Source organism: Chryseobacterium sp. VAUSW3 (genome assembly GCF_002205795.1).
GTDB classification, from domain to species: domain Bacteria; phylum Bacteroidota; class Bacteroidia; order Flavobacteriales; family Weeksellaceae; genus Kaistella; species Kaistella yananensis.
In genome coordinates this window covers 217279-233578 of the sequence record NZ_NIUY01000003.1, presented here as the reverse complement: position 1 = coordinate 233578, position 16300 = coordinate 217279, and the positions used below count along the sequence as shown (strand labels likewise).

Here is a 16300-nt window from a genome sequence, read left to right as displayed (position 1 = left end):
TAAATTATGCTGAATTACGAAATCTCGGGCACAGGCAAAGAAAAACTGGTTTTACTGCACGGTTTCATGGAAAATCTGATGATTTGGACAGACATGGAACCTTATCTTGCTAAAGATTTCACTTTAATAAAAGTTGATCTTCCCGGGCACGGCCTTTCTAAAGTGCACAATGAAATCCACACGATGGAATTCATGGCTGAGGAAATAAGAAATTTAACTGATCATCTGCAACTCGGAAATTTTCATCTTTTGGGACATTCCATGGGCGGTTATGCATCCTTGGCTTTTGCGGAGAAATATCCGGAGGTTCTCAAAAGTTTGACCTTATTCTTCTCGACCTATTTTGCTGATGATGAAGAAAAGAAAGAACAGCGCAGGAAAAGCCACCGAATCATTCGGGAAGCTTACCCAAACTACGTAAAAGCAGGCGTTCCGAACTTATTTAATGCGAATGAAAAAGATATTCTTGAAGGCAAAATTGAACTGGCTAAAGAAATAGCACTTTCAACTAAAACAGACGGCGTTCTTGCAGCCGTGAAAGGAATGACCGAACGGTTGGACAGAAAATCGGTTCTGGAAAACTTTTCAGGAAAAACTCTAATCATTGCCGGAAAACACGACCAGGCTGTAAATGTGGAGAAAACGCTTAAAAACCTGCCTGACAAAACCAACATTAAATCTTACCTGCTCGATTGCGGACATAACGGACATTGGGAAAAACCGGCAGTTTGCGCAGCAATCATCAATACCGAACTGCTACACAATCTACCCAAAAATTTAATCTTTTAAAATCCTATAACCATGGAAATTCTCTCAAAGATTTTAATCGCAATTGTGGCACTGGAACACCTTTACATCATGTACATGGAGATGTTTGCATGGGAGACTTTAGGAAAAAAATCATTTAAAGGCGCATTAAAAGACGAACTCTTCACACCAACGAAAGGCTTGGCAGCAAATCAGGGTCTCTACAACGGATTTTTGGCTGCCGGACTCATTTGGTCTTTATTAATTAACGACTCCAACTGGTCGACGTATGTGGCCCAATTTTTTCTGTCATGTGTAACCGTTGCAGGATTATATGGCGCTTTTACTGCTTCGAGAAAAATATTTTTTGTACAGGCTCTGCCGGCGATTTTAGCGCTTCTTGTCCTCTTCTTTAAATAATTTAAAGAGAGCTTTAGAAATCTTCTTCAGCAATTTTTTCTTTAAAATCTTCAATCGTTTCTTCGATGGATTTCCTGTATTTTCCGCCGGCTGCATTGATGTGACCACCTCCGTTGAAATATTTACGGGAAAACTGATTCACATCTACATCTTCTTTGGAACGGAAGGATATTTTAATGAAATCCTCATACAAATCTTCCATGAAGAAAGCGGAAACCTGCGTTCCCATGATGCTTAATCCATAATTCACAAAACCTTCGGTATCTCCCTTCTGGAAGCCAAACTCTTTCAGCTCGTCACGTTTCAGCCATAAGATCGCGACTTTACCTTCCTTCACCACTTCTACCCTGCCTAAAACCAAAGCAAGAAGATGCAGTCTCGAAACCGTATTGGTATCCCAGGTATTTGAGGTAATCATTGCCGGATCAGCTCCTTTTTCAATTAAATTAGCGACAATTCTGTGGGTGGTTGCGCTGGTCGAACGGAAACGGAAACCGCCTGTGTCCGTCATAATTCCAGTATAAAGACATTCGGCGATATCTTTATTTACTAAATCGGTTTCATTCAGCGAATCGATAAAGTGATAAATCATCTGGGAAGTCGCGGGAATATTAACATCCGAATACACAAAATCGAAATCTTCAGGCTGCTGGTGATGATCGATCAAAATCTTCTTTGCTCTGGCTTTTTCAATCCAAGGGCCTACGAGATTTCCACTTCTGTGAGACGCGTTAAAATCGAGAATAAAGATTACATCTGCGTTATAAATAGCTTCACCAGCCTGTTTTCTTTTATAATCTGCAATGATGATTTTCTTTGCATCGGGCATCCATTTCAGGAATTTCGGGAAATCATTGGGAACAATTACATCAGCCTCCAAACCTTTCTGGCTTAAGAAATGTTTCAGCCCCAAACTCGAACCGATTGCATCCCCATCCGGATTATAATGCGTAATAATTACAATTTTGTTATTAGGTATTAAGAGTTTCTGTATCGATGAAATTTCTGAGGGCGTAAACATATTGGATCTGAATTTTTTAAGACTTCAAATATAAGTTTTTATCATTAAGCGTACACAAGCCTCTGGGAAAGAAGTTAGGTACATTCACTGAAAATAATTTAAATATGTTTGCAGAAAGTAAAAACTTTCATATATTTGCAGTCTGAAAAATAAGATATAGTTTTTACTAAAAAATATTAGCAATGAGCAAGAGAACATTCCAGCCATCAGAAAGAAAAAAAAGAAACAAGCACGGTTTCAGAGAAAGAATGTCAACTCCTAACGGAAGAAGAGTTTTGGCAGCTAGAAGAGCAAAAGGCAGAAAGAGTTTAAGTATTAGCTCGGCGAGAGCTAAGAGATAATCTCAGAAATTATCATATACAAATATGCTTGAAAAGTAAATTTTCAGGCATTTTTTGTTGTTAAAATTTGCCAAAATTAAGTACAAACACAAACTTTTTCTTTATTTTTGGCAAGGTTATTTGCAACATCAATAATCCCGGAATTATCGGGTAAGATTCAACAACAATCAGATAAAGTATGCCACATTCCTCTCACGAAGGCCAGGATGTAATCCGCCTGAAAAGTGCTAAAATTGCCCAGAAAAATTTTACGGTCCTGAACGACGTAAACCTTCATATCAAAAAAGGCAGATTCTGCTATCTTATCGGAAAAACAGGTTCCGGAAAAAGTTCTTTGCTGAAGACACTTTACGGACATATTCCACTTTCCGGTGGAGAAGGTAATGTTGCAGGATTCGATCTTGCCAAACTTCGCATGTCTGATGTACCGAACCTGCGCAGAAAACTGGGAATCGTCTTCCAGGATTTTCAGTTGCTGACCGACAGAACCGTAGAGAAAAACCTGCGTTTTGTCTTGGAAGCTACGGGTTGGAATGACAAAACTAAAATCGACGACCGGATAAATGAAGTTTTGGGAAGTGTAGGCATGAAATCGAAAAAACACAAAATGCCGCACGAACTTTCAGGGGGTGAACAGCAACGTATTGCGATTGCGAGAGCCCTGCTAAACCACCCAGAACTCATCCTTGCCGATGAACCTACTGGAAACCTAGACCCGGAGACTTCGAACGAAATTATGACTTTACTGAAGCAGGTGGCGTTCGAAAATAATTCGGCTGTAGTGATGGCAACGCATGATTACCATATGATTCAGAATTTCCCGGGTGAAGCAATCCGTTGTGAAGATGGCAAAGTAACCGTTTTGAATACTACTGAACTTTTTGAATAATAAAATTTTTATACGAAATATAAAAAATCCTGCAAATTCATTGCAGGATTTTTCGTTTTATAAAGCCATGAGTTTTGCACATAAAAAAACGGGATATAGCCCGTTTCTATTGATTTATTTCAATTTTTTATTATCCTTTAAACTGACCCATCGCGATAAATTTATCCTGTCTTTGGGTTTCAAGTTCTTTACCGGTAAATGAAGAGAAAGCCTTGATGTTATGCAAAATCGAACTCTTTAAGTGCTCATAAGCAACCTGCGGATCGTAATGTGCACCTCCAAGCGGCTCCTCGATAATTCCGTCTATAAATTTTTCTCTCAGTGCATCCTGAGGAGTTAATTTCAGTGCGTTGGCTGCGTCTTCTTTATGATCCCAGTTTCTCCACAGAATTGAGGAACAGCTTTCAGGAGCAATTACGGTGTACCAAGTATTTTCTAACATATACACTTTATTGCCAACCCCAATTCCCAACGCGCCGCCACTCGCTCCTTCGCCAATAATGTAAACGAAAATCGGGGTTTTAAGCATGGTCATTTCAAAAATATTTCTTGCAATTGCTTCTCCCTGTCCACGTTCTTCAGCTTCCAATCCTGGATAAGCTCCGGGAGTATCAACTAATGAAATCACAGGAATTTTAAATTTCTCTGCCAGTTTCATCAGTCTCAAAGCTTTTCTGTAACCTTCGGGATTACTCATTCCGAAACGGCGGAGCTGTCTTTCTTTCGTGGTTCTCCCTTTTTGGGTTCCGATGATCATCACCCTTTGTCCGTCAATTGTTGCCAATCCACCGACCATTGCGGGATCATCGGCAAAATTACGGTCACCGTGAAGTTCCAGAAAACTGTCTTTATCGGTAATTCCTTTGATAAAATCTAAGGTATATGGGCGATCCGGATGGCGGGACAACTGAACTCTCTGCCATGGGGTAAGGTTGCCGTAAATTTCTTTCTTCTTTTCTACAATTTTATCTTCAATTTGCGAGCAGGCAAGTTTCACATCTACTCCGCTCTCTTCACCTACCAATGAACAGGTTTGGTACTGATCCATCAGCTCTTTTATGGGAAGTTCAAAATTTAAATACTCCATTTCTTTAGTTAAGAATTAATCTTTCAAATTTAGGAAAAATAATAGAAAATCAGCTGATATTATTCACTGCATTTTTTATCCTGCCCACACTTTCTTCTTTGCCAAGCACCTGAAGAATATCCGGAACATCAGGACCTTTCAACTCCCCGACTAAAGCTAAACGCAGTGGCATCATCACTTTACCCATTCCTAATCCTCTGGTTTCAGCGAAATCGTGAATAATGTGTCTTAAATTCTCAGCTTCGAAGATTTCAGTTCCGTGCAATGCTTCCGCAAAATCATTCAGCAGGGATGAGGTTTGCTCGTTCCAGGCCTTTTTTACCGCTTTTTCGTCGTATGATGAAGGGGCTTCGAAGAAAAATTTACCGTCGGTATAAATATCTTTGATGAAGGTGGCTCTTTCCTTCATTAAAGAAATTATTTTAAGCAACTGGTCATCATCTAAATGACTAAGATTGATATCTTCAACTTTTTTAAATAATACGAGCGCTTCCTGATCGGAAGTCAACTTCAAATATTCGTGATTAAACCATTCTGCTTTTTCTTTACTGAAGCGTGCTCCGGCTTTATGAACTTTATGAAGATCGAATTCCTTTGTCATTTCCTCCAAAGAAAGAATTTCTCTGTCGTTGGCCGGACTCCAGCCCAGGAGCGCAACCATGTTGATGAATGCTTCGGGGAGATAACCTTCTTCTCTGTAGCCTTTAGAGACCACTCCGGTTTCGGGATCTCTAAAATTCAGAGGAAATACCGGGAAACCAAATTTATCACCATCTCTTTTGCTGAGTTTTCCTTTTCCTTCAGGTTTCAGAATTAAAGAAAGGTGCGCAAATTGAGGTCTTTCCCAACCCATTGCTTCATACAACAAATAGTGTAAACCAAGAGACGGCAGCCATTCTTCACCGCGAATAACGTGTGTAATTTCCATTTCGTGGTCATCAATGATGTTGGCAAAATGGTAAGTAGGCATTCCGTCGTTTTTTACCAAAACTTTATCATCCAGTGTATTGGTATTTACCGAAGATTTTCCGCGGATGATGTCTTCCAGATTCAAGATTCTGTCGATAGGCATTTTGAACCGTACCACGTATGGAACATTTTCTGCCAACAAACGTTCTACCTCATCTTTAGAAAGTGTAAGTGAGTTTTTCAGCCGGTTTCTTGTGATATAATTATAGGCGAAAACTTCGCCGTTTTCTTCGTATTCTTTACGAATTTCATCGAGTTCTTCAGGCGTATCAAAAGCCAGGTATGCGTAATCTGTTTTCAGGATTTCTGCCAGATGCTTATCATAGATGTCGCGTCTTTCCGACTGGCGGTAAGGAGCAAATTTACCTCCGTGCTTGGGGCTTTCATCGGGAATAATTCCGCACCACTCCAGGGCCTCCATAATATAATCTTCAGCACCTTCCACGTACCTTGCGGTGTCGGTATCTTCAATTCTTAAAACGAATTCGCCGCCCTGGTTTTTCGCGAAAAGGTAATCGTATAAAGCTGTTCTAACCCCGCCTAAATGTAAAGGTCCTGTAGGACTTGGTGCAAACCGCACACGTACTTTGCTCATTGTTGCTAAAAATTTAAGCTGCAAATTTAAGTAAAAATTGAGTTTATACAGGATTTGAGATATTTTATTTAGTTTTGCATCTTAAACATTTTTTAAAATGCTGGAAATTGGCGACAGACCTTGGGGAAAATATTATGTTTTGGCAGATGAAGCTGCCTATAAACTGAAGAGAATTGAAGTGAATCCTGGCCAACGACTATCATATCAATATCATCATCACAGACAGGAATTCTGGACTATTGTGCAGGGTGAAGCCGTGGTAATTCTTGATGAAGTTGAGCATACTGTAAAATATGGCGAAAGCATTTTCATTCCGCAGGGTGCAAAACATAGAATCGAAAACAGAACTAATGAACTTTTGATTTTTGTAGAAGTGCAGACCGGAACTTACTTCGGGGAAGATGATATTGTGCGGATTCAGGACGATTACGAAAGAAGGTAAAAATTGTGAAAAATTATGAGGTTTTGGAGTTTAAGAAAGAGATATAAGCAGCTTAAACGGGATATAAAGTTTAAAAAGTCTGCAAGATTTCTTAATACTTCGTTGAGAGATCTTTCCTTTTTCGAGAACCATTCCTTCAATTTCAGAGAAGAACCTGAACCGGAAGTAAGTATTATTATACCCGTTCATAACCAACTTCTTTACACCTTAAACTGTCTTTGTGCCATATCTGAATGTAACGACAATGTTTCTAAAGAAATCATTTTGGTAAATGACTGCAGTACGGATAATACCCAAAATGTCATCTCACAGATAAAAGGAATATTGCTCATTAATAACACCGAAAATTTAGGTTTTCTAAAAAGTGCAAATACCGCAATAAGACAGGCAAAAGGTTCTTATATTTATTTGCTCAACAACGACACAAAGGTTCAAAACAACTACCTAACTTCACTTTTATCTGTCTTTCAAACCCAGTCGAATGTTGGAGCTGTAGGCTCTAAAATCATTTTCGGGAACAATAGTTTGCAGGAGGCAGGCTGTCTCGTTTTCAAAAACAAAGTGATTGTAAACCGTGGAGCTACCCAGTCAATCGATGCTCCGCAATTTAACTTCCTGCGAACAGTAGACTATGTTTCAGGATGCAGTTTGCTATTTAAAAGACAAGATTCTAAGGGTAATCTGAATCTTTTCGATGAAGTTTATGCACCTGCTTATTATGAAGAAAACGATCTTTGCATGCGGCTGAAACATCGTCAGGGTCTGGATACTTACTATCAACCTCAGTCAGAAGTGATTCATTATGAAACCGTAAGTTATAAAAAACACCATTCGAACAAGCACAATTTGATAAAAAAAAATTCGGTTATTTTCTATGAAAAATGGCAGAATTTTCTTGAAAACATTTGGAAAGAAGGCGATGATTTTTATAGAATAAATGACGATGCCCAATATGACAAATGTATTTTGGTGGCCGAAGAGTATATGCCGAAATTCGACCAGGATTCAGGCTCTAACAGGTTTACTGAGATTATAAAAATTCTGGTAAATAACAATCACAAAATATACTTGCTGATAAAGAATGAATTTTCTGCTGATGATACTGATTACATAAAGAAATTTCAAGATTTGGGTGTTGAGGTTATAAGAGAATACTTAACCCCTGAACGGAAAATAATCCGGAAAGCAAAACAGCTTCAGCAAATAAAAAACTCCGTAGATTATATCTGGATTTTCCGACCGGAAGGCTACGAGTATTATAATGAGTTTATTAAACCAATCGGTTTCCGTGCGAAGATAATTTACGATATGGTGGATCTTCATTATCTCAGATTTTCAAGAGAGAAGGCGTATTTCTTGAAAAACAAAGCCACGTTAAAGAGGGAAAAAGAAGTTTGCGAATTAGAACGGAAAGCATTTCTACGCGCAGACGCCATCGTAGCAATAAGCGATCATGAGAAAGAAATTCTCGCGATAGAAAAAATAAGTACTGAAAAAATATTTATTGTAAGTAATATCCATTCATTAAAAAAGAATCTGAGGCAGAAATCTTTTCATGACAGAGAAGGCCTTATCTTTATTGGCGGTTTTCTTCACAAACCTAATGTAGATTCTGTGCTGTATCTGCATGACGAGATCATGCCGTTGGTATGGAAACAAAACCCGGATATTAAAGTGTATATCGTAGGCGGAAATGCCCCAGAAGAAATCACGACATTAGATTCCGAAAGATTCAGAATTTTAGGTTATCAAAAAGAAATTGACAATCTCTTTACAAGCGCAAAAGCGATGGTTGCACCGCTGAGATACGGAGCCGGAGTGAAAGGAAAAATCGGCCAGGCACTGGAGTATCAACTGCCCGTAATATCAACTAAAATTGGTGTGGAGGGAATGAAGTTAACACCGAATATCCATGCCCTTGTTGCAGAAATTTCTGATCCTGAAGCTTTTGCCAACTACATCTTAGATATTTATTCCAATGAAAAAAAATGGATTGAACTCTACGAAGGCAGTAAAGATGGATTGCAGTATTTTTCAACCGAAAATCAGGAAAAAAATATCAAAAACCTGCTGAAATATCTTAATAATTGAAAAAACATTACTCAGCCTGCTATTACTCACTTAGCATTCTGAAAATCCACTCGCTGAAACTGTACTTTTTTACTATGTGCTCCGGCAATTCTTGATAAGGTCTTTTCAGGAACTCTAGAATTGCAGCGTTGTTGTCGTTTTCAATAACGAAAATATTGTCTGGATGGTAGAAATCATACTTTTTAACCATCAGATTATCGGTAATAATTTTTTTTCTGTAATACAAGCCCTCGAAAAATCTGAAAGACAAACCAACCTGTCTCGGATCCACGAAATCTACAAGAACATCAGATTTTTTTACGAACTCTATGTTTTCTGCAAAGGAAATTCTCTTTGTGATATACTGGATATGAGGATTTTTATCGTCGTTCTTGTCAAATTCCTGTAAATAAAAATCGAGTTTAAAATCATTAATAACTGCAAACTCTACAAAATTATTAATCTTAGACCGTCTGATTTCCCAATCTAAACCTACGAAATAAAAAACTGGCGGTATATTCTGCACGGGAGTCTGAGCAGCTTTGTAATTATCAAAATCAAAGTAAAAATTTGTAGTTTTTTTCACATTGCTGAAACCCGGTACCGTCTCAAAACAAAAGAACGTATTGAAGAAAGAAAAATAATTTTTCACTTCCGGGAACTTTTCAATTCCATCCCACTGGTAACCGATATATTTTGTGGTTTTATCCTTTAACTTTTCTATAAAAGAAGTAGGAAATGAATCTGGTCGGATTACGAAAATATAATCAAACATTTCATCCAATTCAGCTGTAATTCTTGAATATTCCGTTTCCTCAAATTGAGCGATAAGTTTCTTTTTATAACTTTTATCTTTTAAAAAAGTCTTCCTTATAAAATTGACCACTCGTTCAGATCCACGGTATTTATAAGCCGGAATTTTATTAATAATTAAGGATGCCTGAAATCCCAACTTTTCTAAGTTTCTGATGAAAAGTTCGGGAAAATCCGAATAATCGGGCATTACCAGGAGAATTTTTTTCGGTCGCATCTATTAAGCTATTTTAGTAAATAGGTGATTTGAAATAATTTGAATCGCTTTCTGAGACTGTTCACCGGATTTCTGACATAATATTTTTTTATCTGGTCAAATGATTTAATCGTGAGTTTGTTCATCGCTCTGTAATAAACTTCATTTTTGTGAGATAAATAAGTTTGTGAGGGTAAATCTGAATACGTTTTAGCCAATGATTTTTCAAGTCTGCTGATCACTTCATCGCTTAATTTTTCACGTTCACGGATGGCAAAATCCAGAAAAAGTTTCTTAAGGTAAACGTTATACCATTTTGCAATATCAACGTTTCGCTTTTTAATGTATTTTTCATGCACTTCTTCCAGCACCGAAATATACGATTCCAAATTTCTGTCGCTTAATTTACTTGTAATCGAATTTTCGTTATCCGTTCTGTAAAAATAGGTTTCGTGGTTCACGAACTTTACATTTTTTGCTACAAGCATCGTTTCAAAAAACCACAATTCATCTTCGTGAAGAATTCCGTTCTTAAAGCGGAGATTATTTTTATCGATGAATTCTTTACTGTACAAACGATTCTGCGCAACAGGGGTTAATGCAGATTCCATCGCTTTTGTTAAAACCTCAAAATGATTATTGCCATAAGTGATATCGCCTTCTTTCGGAGGATATAAATGTGAAATTTTCGATATAACTTCACGATCAATTTTTGACGTCACCGTAATTCCGGTTACGATATCGTTGTTGTCCACAGACGAAACCAATGTGCTGATTGCATCAGAACTTAAAATATCATCTGAATCCAAAAAAAACAGAAAATCTCCGTTTGAAATTTCAATTCCCCTGTTTCTTGTTGCTGAAAGTCCGGCATTTTCCTGTGTAACTACCTGGAAACGCCGATCCTTGGTTTCAAAAGATTTAATAATTTCAAGCGTATGATCACTGCTTCCATCATTGATTAAAATGCATTCCCAATTTTGATATTCCTGCTTAAGGACGGAATCGACACATGCTTCAACATATTTTTCAACATTGTAGCACGGAACGACGATCGATACCAGTGGTGCAGAAATCATTATTTATGAGTTAATCGCGCGTATAAGTTTGGGAAATAGTAATATAATCTTAAATAGAAGTAGTATTCAATTCCGATATCTGTTGGAGAATATTTTAAAAATGAATTAAATGCCCTACGGATTTCCTCTTTTTCAGATTTCATTTCATCTTCTTTCGTATTTCTGGTAATTCTTTTCAGAACCATCAGAAGTTTCCTGACGATATTTTTAACGATTTTGTTTCGATCCCCAACCTTTGCAGAATTTCTCCAAAATTCAAAAACCTCCATAATTGCTAAAAAAAATTGGTAAGCGGTCGCCGGGGAGAGGTTATGTGAAAGACTGTCTTCCCGCTGTATGTAATGGTATAACTTTTCATTGGATTTTACCACTTTTACTGCTTTATTGAAAATCTTGAAAAGTGTAGAATAATCCTCGAAACATTTTAGATTTTCAGGAAAGCATACGTTTTTTAAAAGGTCTGCTTTAAACAGTTTACCCCATGGATGACTCTGGATTTCCTGATCCTCCAGCAACAATACTAAAGCTCTGTTGCCATCAAATATTTTCTCGTCCGAAATTGGTTTACTGCATAACACATTTCCATTTTCATCCTCGTAAGAAGCTTCTACGATAGAAATATCGGCATTTTCACCGACAAGTAAACTGTATAATTCCGAACAATAATTCAATTCAGCCCAATCATCGGAATCCACAAAGCAAATATAATCTCCTGTGGCTGCTTTTACACCAGTGTTTCGAGCTTTTGATACTCCCGAATTTTGCTGTTTTAAAACTAAGATCCTTTCATCATTACTTTGAAATTTATTATAAATCAGCGATGTCTCATCTGTCGAGCCATCATCGATAATAATGATTTCAAGATTAGCATAAGATTGTTGAACTACCGACTCTAAACACTTTTCCAACGTTTTTTCGGCATTGAAACAAGGTATAATTATACTTATCAATGGATCATTATTCATATGAATTGCAATAGGATGTGATGTGTTAATTACTTCGGGTAAGTTTCACAATAAGTATGAAAAGCTTTTATTAATAAGTAGTTTTGCCGTCTGTATAATAACGCAATTTAATTGAAATTATTAAGTTGGACAAATTTTTGAGATCGTGGTTTTTTATAGTAAATTTGAATCAAAACCTTCCACTTACTTCATCTTGAGGGTTTAAATTATAACTGTAGCAAAATGAATATCGTATATTTAGTTTTTGGCAATAATCTGGAGCATTATCAGCAAATATATTTCTCGATCTTTACAGCCATGGCTCGAAAAAAAGAAAATGACAGAATTGTTGTCATCGCAGAGGATCCTTCGTTGTTTAATTTTTTTGAAGAAAGCGTAGAAATAATAGAGATAAACAAAGAAATTATTAAACGGTGGGAAGGCCAATATCAGTTTTTTTGGCGGGTAAAGATTAAAGCGCTACAGTTAATCGCCGAAAAATATCCTTCCGAATCTGTTCTTTATTTGGATGGCGATACTTTTTTTTACCAGGATCTCGATACCGTTAGGGAAGGCATGAACAATGGACAAAATTTTATGCATCTTGAGGAAGGTAAGCTGTCTTCACTATCATCAAAAACCGAAAAACTGATGTGGAAACAAATGCAGGGGAAAGAGTACAATCATATCAAAATTGATAAAAATTCCACTATGTGGAATGCCGGATTAATTGGAATCTCTAAACAACACTTAGATTCTCTGCAGATTGTATTAGATGTAAATGATGCAATGTGCGCCGATGACGTCACCCGAAGGCTTATAGAACAGTTTGCGTTCTCTCTGGGATTGGGAAAAAATGCTGAACTTAAACCTGCGAATCATATTGTTGGGCATTATTGGGGCAATAAAAAGCATTGGAACATTATTATTTGTAATTTCCTGAAAGAATCTTTCATGAAAAAACACGATCTGCTGCAAATCATAGAAAACTTAAAAGAGATGGACCTTACTCAGAATCCTGTTTGGGTAAAGGAATCCAATACGGAAAAAAGACTAACTAAGTTCTTAAATAAATTTTATCAAAACAAGAAAACTACTTATATCAAAAAGTAGCGGCTATTATAGATCTCTTAGTGTTCGGTAAGTTTCGTTTACGTATAAACTTTGCAGGTAACTAATTCTTAATCCGTCTACTCCATCAAGAATTCCTAATTTCAGGAAATAGGTTTTCACAAATTTGAAGATCACTTTTATATAATGCACGGCAATTAAATATTTTTTTCCTGTTTCAGCGAGTTCTTCTCCCTTCAGACGCCCGTAATAAAGCATCTTACTCTTGAACGACGTATAGTTTTCAAAAGAATAATGCAGAAGTTTGTTCTTTAAAACCCCTGTTGTTCCTTTAACACCAAGTGTTTCGTGCACTTTTTTGTGCTTTACATAAGATGCTTTTGACTTCTTAAACAAACGGAAATTCTTATCATTTTGCGTACCCGAAAAATTTATTTTTTTCTTCCCCACAAAAAAAATTCTGTAGATGTAATAAGCGTCCTTTGCATCCGGACGACTGATAGTTTCTCGAATCTCTTTTTCCAGCTCAGGTGTAATCCGTTCATCTGCGTCAAGAAAAAGAACCCAGTCATTTTTTGCTGCATCCAGTGCAATATTCCTTTGCTTAGTGAAGTCTTCAAATCTATGTTGAATAATTTTCACTTTGGGATTCCGGGAAGCAATTTCAACAGTGTTATCAGAACTGAAAGAATCGACAACAATAATTTCCTCACAAAAATCAAAACATTCAAGAACTTCCTGAATGTTTTTTTCTTCATTAAAAGTGATAATTAAACCGCTGATATGTTCTGTAAAACTCAACCTTTAAGATTTCTTAAATTCCAAAACTGTTTTTTCGATAATCGATACGCAATCCAAAATCTCTTCTTCAGTTATTACCAAAGGCGGTGCCAAACGGATGATGTTTCCATGAGTTGGTTTGGCCAAAAGACCGTTATCACGCAGCGAAAGACAAAGATTCCAAGCGGTTTTGCTTTCCGGAGTATCGTTGATGAGAATCGCATTTAAAAGACCTTTCCCGCGAACACCTTTGATAAGATCAGTCTTTTCGATTAATTTCTGAATTTCATTTCGGAAAAGCTGCCCGAGTTTTTCGGCTCTTTCTGAAAGGTTTTCTTCTTCCACAACATCCAAAGCAGCTACTGCAACCGCACAGGCAATCGGATTTCCTCCGAAAGTTGATCCATGCTGCCCCGGTTTAATTACATTCATAATTTCATCATTGGCCAAAACTGCAGATACCGGATACATTCCACCGGAAAGCGCTTTACCTAAAATCAGAATATCAGGCTGAACATCCTCATGGTGACATGCGATGAGTTTTCCGGTTCTGGCAATCCCTGTCTGTACTTCATCGGCAATAAAAAGAACATTATACTTTTCACAAAGTTCCGAAGCTCCTTTTAAAAAGCCTTCATCCGGTACATAAACCCCAGCTTCACCCTGGATGGGCTCAACCAAAAACGCAGCGATATGGGCTGAATCATTTTTTAAAGTTTCTTCTAAAGCTCCAAGATCATTGTATGGAATTTTTATAAATCCAGGTGTAAATGGCCCGTAATTTCTGTTGGCATCGGGATCGTTGGAAAAAGAAACAATTGTGGTTGTTCTTCCGTGGAAATTATTTTCGCAAACAACAATTTTTGCTGTATTTTCTGCAATTCCCTTTACTTCGTAGCTCCACTTTCGGGCGAGTTTTACCGCGGTTTCTACGGCTTCAGCACCGGAGTTCATTGGTAAAACTTTATCAAACCCGAAAAGGTCGGTAATTTTTTTCTCGTACTCGCCTAAGTTGGCATTATAAAATGCACGGGACGTTAAGGCCAACTTCTGCGCCTGATTTACCAAAGCATCAACAATTTTCGGATGCGAATGTCCTTGGTTTACAGCAGAATATGCTGAAAGAAAATCATAATATTTTTTACCTTCTACATCCCATACAAATACACCTTTTCCTTTCTCTAAAACCACCGGAAGTGGGTGATAATTGTGGGCGCCGTATTTTTCTTCGAGTTCTATAAAGTAAGAGGATGTTTTGTTTACTGTATGCATGCTGATGTGGTTTTAAGTGAACACAAAAATACGCATTTATTTTTATCTGTTGAAGCGTTTGCAGCTAAACTAAGAGCAACAAAATCAGGTCTTAATTAAGAAAAGCATGGAAAAAAATCCCTTAATCATTCCAAAAAAAAACCGGCAATTTACTGCCGGTTGATATTCACTTCTAATAAAGATTTTAGTAATTAAATTTCTGATCCATCACAAAATCTTCCATGAATTTTGTGGTGTAATTTCCGGCAAGATAGTTTTCATCTTCCATCAACTGTCTATGGAAAGGAATTGTAGTTTTTACGCCTTCTATATAAAACTCTTCTAAGGCACGCTTCATCTTTGCGATGGCCTCATCGCGTGTTTGCGCTGTAGTGATTAACTTTGCGATCATCGAATCGTAATTAGAAGGAATTGTATAACCTGAGTACACATGCGTATCAACACGAATTCCATGACCGCCTGGAATATTCAGCTCGGTAATTTTTCCCGGAGAAGGACGGAAATCGTTAAAGGGATCTTCTGCATTAATTCTACATTCAATTGAGTGAAGTTTCGGATAATAATTGATCCCTGAGATTGGTGCTCCTGAGGCTAAAAGAATCTGCTCCCGGATAAGATCGTAATCCACCACCTGCTCTGTAATAGGATGCTCTACCTGAATTCGGGTATTCATCTCCATAAAATAGAATTTGCGATCCTTGTCCACCAAAAACTCAATAGTTCCCACACCTTCGTACTTGATATATTCCGCAGCTTTTACTGCAGCTTTACCCATTTCTTCACGAAGTTCATCGGTCATAAACGGAGAAGGAGTTTCTTCAGTTAACTTCTGATTTCTTCTTTGTACAGAACAGTCTCTCTCTGAAAGGTGACAGGCTTTTCCGTATTGGTCACCGGCAATTTGAATTTCGATATGTCGTGGTTCAACAATGAGTTTCTCCATGTACATTCCACCATTTCCGAATGCCGCAGTAGCTTCCTGAACTGCAGAATCCCAATGTTCCTGCAAATCTTCAGCTTTCCAAACCGCTCTCATTCCTTTTCCTCCACCTCCGGCGGTAGCCTTAATCATCACAGGGTAACCGATTTCGGCAGCAAGTTTTGCAGCGGTTTCATAACCGTCGATTAAGCCTTCAGAACCGGGTACACATGGAACTCCTGCTTCTTTCATGGTAGCTTTAGCGTTTGCTTTGTCTCCCATTCTGTCGATCTGTTCGGGAGTTGCACCAATAAATTTAATGCCGTTTTCCTGACAGATTCTGGAGAAATTAGAATTTTCTGACAAAAATCCGTATCCCGGGTGTATCGCATCGGCATTGGTAATTTCTGCTGCCGCAATGATATTTGAAATTTTAAGGTAAGAATCTTTGCTCATCGGAGGGCCGATGCAAACTGCTTCATCAGCAAACCTAACGTGCAGGCTGTCTTTATCCGCAGTAGAATAAACTGCCACAGTTTTGATTCCCATTTCTTTGCAGGTACGCAAAATACGCATTGCAATTTCGCCTCTGTTGGCAATTAATATTTTTTTGAACATCGTACTGGAAATTTTAAATTTTGAATT

General features: G+C 37.6%; 16 protein-coding genes. 7 read left to right on the top strand and 9 right to left on the bottom strand.

Annotated elements, in window-relative coordinates:
* Positions 1-6 precede the first annotated feature (6 nt).
* Positions 7-789 carry an alpha/beta fold hydrolase gene (locus CDW55_RS10890; protein WP_088469795.1) on the top strand — a complete coding sequence of 261 codons (783 nt, stop codon included), beginning with the start codon at positions 7-9 and terminating at the stop codon, positions 787-789.
* A 12-nt stretch (positions 790-801) separates the two neighbouring features.
* The gene (locus CDW55_RS10885) at positions 802-1167 is read left to right on the top strand and encodes a DUF1304 domain-containing protein (protein ID WP_088469794.1); all 366 of its coding nucleotides are present in this window, start codon (positions 802-804) and stop codon (positions 1165-1167) included.
* Between the two features lie 13 nt (positions 1168-1180).
* Here the strand turns inward: CDW55_RS10885 and CDW55_RS10880 are convergent, their stop codons facing one another.
* A complete protein-coding gene (locus CDW55_RS10880) occupies positions 1181-2188 on the bottom strand; it encodes a DHH family phosphoesterase (protein ID WP_088469793.1) in 1008 nt (335 codons plus the stop codon).
* 182 nt (positions 2189-2370) lie between these two features.
* Between CDW55_RS10880 and rpmH the strand changes: the two genes are divergently transcribed.
* Together rpmH and CDW55_RS10870 are read left to right on the top strand one after the other, a co-directional pair.
* Positions 2371-2529 (top strand): 50S ribosomal protein L34, encoded by a 159-nt coding sequence (rpmH, locus tag CDW55_RS10875; RefSeq protein ID WP_034755721.1) that lies wholly within the window; start codon positions 2371-2373, stop codon positions 2527-2529.
* Positions 2530-2707: 178 nt separating this feature from the next.
* Positions 2708-3418 (top strand): cell division ATP-binding protein FtsE, encoded by a 711-nt coding sequence (locus tag CDW55_RS10870; protein WP_088469792.1) that lies wholly within the window; start codon positions 2708-2710, stop codon positions 3416-3418.
* A gap of 130 nt (positions 3419-3548) precedes the next feature.
* Here CDW55_RS10870 and CDW55_RS10865 read toward each other — a convergent pair whose 3' ends face one another.
* Together CDW55_RS10865 and gltX are read right to left on the bottom strand one after the other, a co-directional pair.
* Positions 3549-4505: an acetyl-CoA carboxylase carboxyltransferase subunit alpha gene (locus CDW55_RS10865; protein ID WP_088469791.1), complete on the bottom strand. Its 957-nt coding sequence runs from the start codon at positions 4503-4505 to the stop codon at positions 3549-3551.
* Between the two features lie 49 nt (positions 4506-4554).
* A complete protein-coding gene (gltX, locus tag CDW55_RS10860; RefSeq protein WP_088469790.1) occupies positions 4555-6069 on the bottom strand; it encodes a glutamate--tRNA ligase in 1515 nt (504 codons plus the stop codon).
* Positions 6070-6169: 100 nt separating this feature from the next.
* On the opposite strand from gltX, the gene CDW55_RS10855 reads away from it, so the two are divergent.
* The gene (locus CDW55_RS10855) at positions 6170-6511 is read left to right on the top strand and encodes a phosphomannose isomerase type II C-terminal cupin domain (RefSeq protein ID WP_179285942.1); all 342 of its coding nucleotides are present in this window, start codon (positions 6170-6172) and stop codon (positions 6509-6511) included.
* Between the two features lie 102 nt (positions 6512-6613).
* Positions 6614-8602, top strand: coding sequence for a glycosyltransferase (locus tag CDW55_RS10850; protein WP_179285939.1), 1989 nt, complete (start codon positions 6614-6616; stop codon positions 8600-8602).
* A gap of 22 nt (positions 8603-8624) precedes the next feature.
* Here the strand turns inward: CDW55_RS10850 and CDW55_RS10845 are convergent, their stop codons facing one another.
* Genes CDW55_RS10845 through CDW55_RS10835 form a run of 3 tightly spaced genes read right to left on the bottom strand, consistent with a single transcriptional unit; the run spans position 8625 to position 11634 of the window.
* Positions 8625-9611, bottom strand: coding sequence for a hypothetical protein (locus CDW55_RS10845; protein WP_088469787.1), 987 nt, complete (start codon positions 9609-9611; stop codon positions 8625-8627).
* Between the two features lie 8 nt (positions 9612-9619).
* Positions 9620-10669, bottom strand: a complete 1050-nt coding sequence (locus tag CDW55_RS10840) for a glycosyltransferase (protein WP_088469786.1) — start codon at positions 10667-10669, stop codon at positions 9620-9622.
* Entirely contained in the window at positions 10669-11634 is a 966-nt protein-coding gene (locus CDW55_RS10835; protein WP_088469785.1) for a glycosyltransferase family 2 protein, read from the bottom strand. Before CDW55_RS10835 ends, CDW55_RS10840 begins: the two co-directional genes overlap by 1 nt.
* A 222-nt stretch (positions 11635-11856) precedes the next feature.
* Here CDW55_RS10835 and CDW55_RS10830 point away from each other — a divergent pair, with 222 nt between their 5' ends.
* Positions 11857-12726, top strand: a complete 870-nt coding sequence (locus tag CDW55_RS10830; RefSeq protein WP_088469784.1) for a hypothetical protein — start codon at positions 11857-11859, stop codon at positions 12724-12726.
* 6 nt (positions 12727-12732) lie between these two features.
* Here the strand turns inward: CDW55_RS10830 and CDW55_RS10825 are convergent, their stop codons facing one another.
* The 3 genes from CDW55_RS10825 to accC form a co-directional block, all read right to left on the bottom strand.
* Positions 12733-13485: a glycosyltransferase family 2 protein gene (locus CDW55_RS10825; protein WP_088469783.1), complete on the bottom strand. Its 753-nt coding sequence runs from the start codon at positions 13483-13485 to the stop codon at positions 12733-12735.
* Between the two features lie 3 nt (positions 13486-13488).
* A complete protein-coding gene (gene rocD / locus CDW55_RS10820) occupies positions 13489-14736 on the bottom strand; it encodes an ornithine--oxo-acid transaminase (RefSeq protein WP_088469782.1) in 1248 nt (415 codons plus the stop codon).
* A gap of 184 nt (positions 14737-14920) precedes the next feature.
* Complete coding sequence (gene accC, locus CDW55_RS10815) at positions 14921-16273, bottom strand: acetyl-CoA carboxylase biotin carboxylase subunit (protein ID WP_088469781.1); 1353 nt, start codon at positions 16271-16273, stop codon at positions 14921-14923.
* Positions 16274-16300 lie beyond the last annotated feature (27 nt).

Excerpts from the sequence above, each read along its gene's own strand:
- CDW55_RS10865 (WP_088469791.1), bottom strand. The coding sequence starts at position 4,505 with ATGGAGTATTTAAATTTTGAACTTCCCATAAAAGAGCTGATGGATCAG.
- CDW55_RS10835 (WP_088469785.1), bottom strand. The coding sequence starts at position 11,634 with ATGAATAATGATCCATTGATAAGTATAATTATACCTTGTTTCAATGCC.
- gltX (WP_088469790.1), bottom strand. The coding sequence starts at position 6,069 with ATGAGCAAAGTACGTGTGCGGTTTGCACCAAGTCCTACAGGACCTTTA.
- CDW55_RS10870 (WP_088469792.1), top strand. The coding sequence starts at position 2,708 with ATGCCACATTCCTCTCACGAAGGCCAGGATGTAATCCGCCTGAAAAGT.
- CDW55_RS10830 (WP_088469784.1), top strand. The coding sequence starts at position 11,857 with ATGAATATCGTATATTTAGTTTTTGGCAATAATCTGGAGCATTATCAG.
- rocD (WP_088469782.1), bottom strand. The coding sequence starts at position 14,736 with ATGCATACAGTAAACAAAACATCCTCTTACTTTATAGAACTCGAAGAA.
- CDW55_RS10890 (WP_088469795.1), top strand. The coding sequence starts at position 7 with ATGCTGAATTACGAAATCTCGGGCACAGGCAAAGAAAAACTGGTTTTA.
- CDW55_RS10845 (WP_088469787.1), bottom strand. The coding sequence starts at position 9,611 with ATGCGACCGAAAAAAATTCTCCTGGTAATGCCCGATTATTCGGATTTT.
- CDW55_RS10880 (WP_088469793.1), bottom strand. The coding sequence starts at position 2,188 with ATGTTTACGCCCTCAGAAATTTCATCGATACAGAAACTCTTAATACCT.
- CDW55_RS10885 (WP_088469794.1), top strand. The coding sequence starts at position 802 with ATGGAAATTCTCTCAAAGATTTTAATCGCAATTGTGGCACTGGAACAC.
- CDW55_RS10840 (WP_088469786.1), bottom strand. The coding sequence starts at position 10,669 with ATGATTTCTGCACCACTGGTATCGATCGTCGTTCCGTGCTACAATGTT.
- rpmH (WP_034755721.1), top strand. The coding sequence starts at position 2,371 with ATGAGCAAGAGAACATTCCAGCCATCAGAAAGAAAAAAAAGAAACAAG.
- accC (WP_088469781.1), bottom strand. The coding sequence starts at position 16,273 with ATGTTCAAAAAAATATTAATTGCCAACAGAGGCGAAATTGCAATGCGT.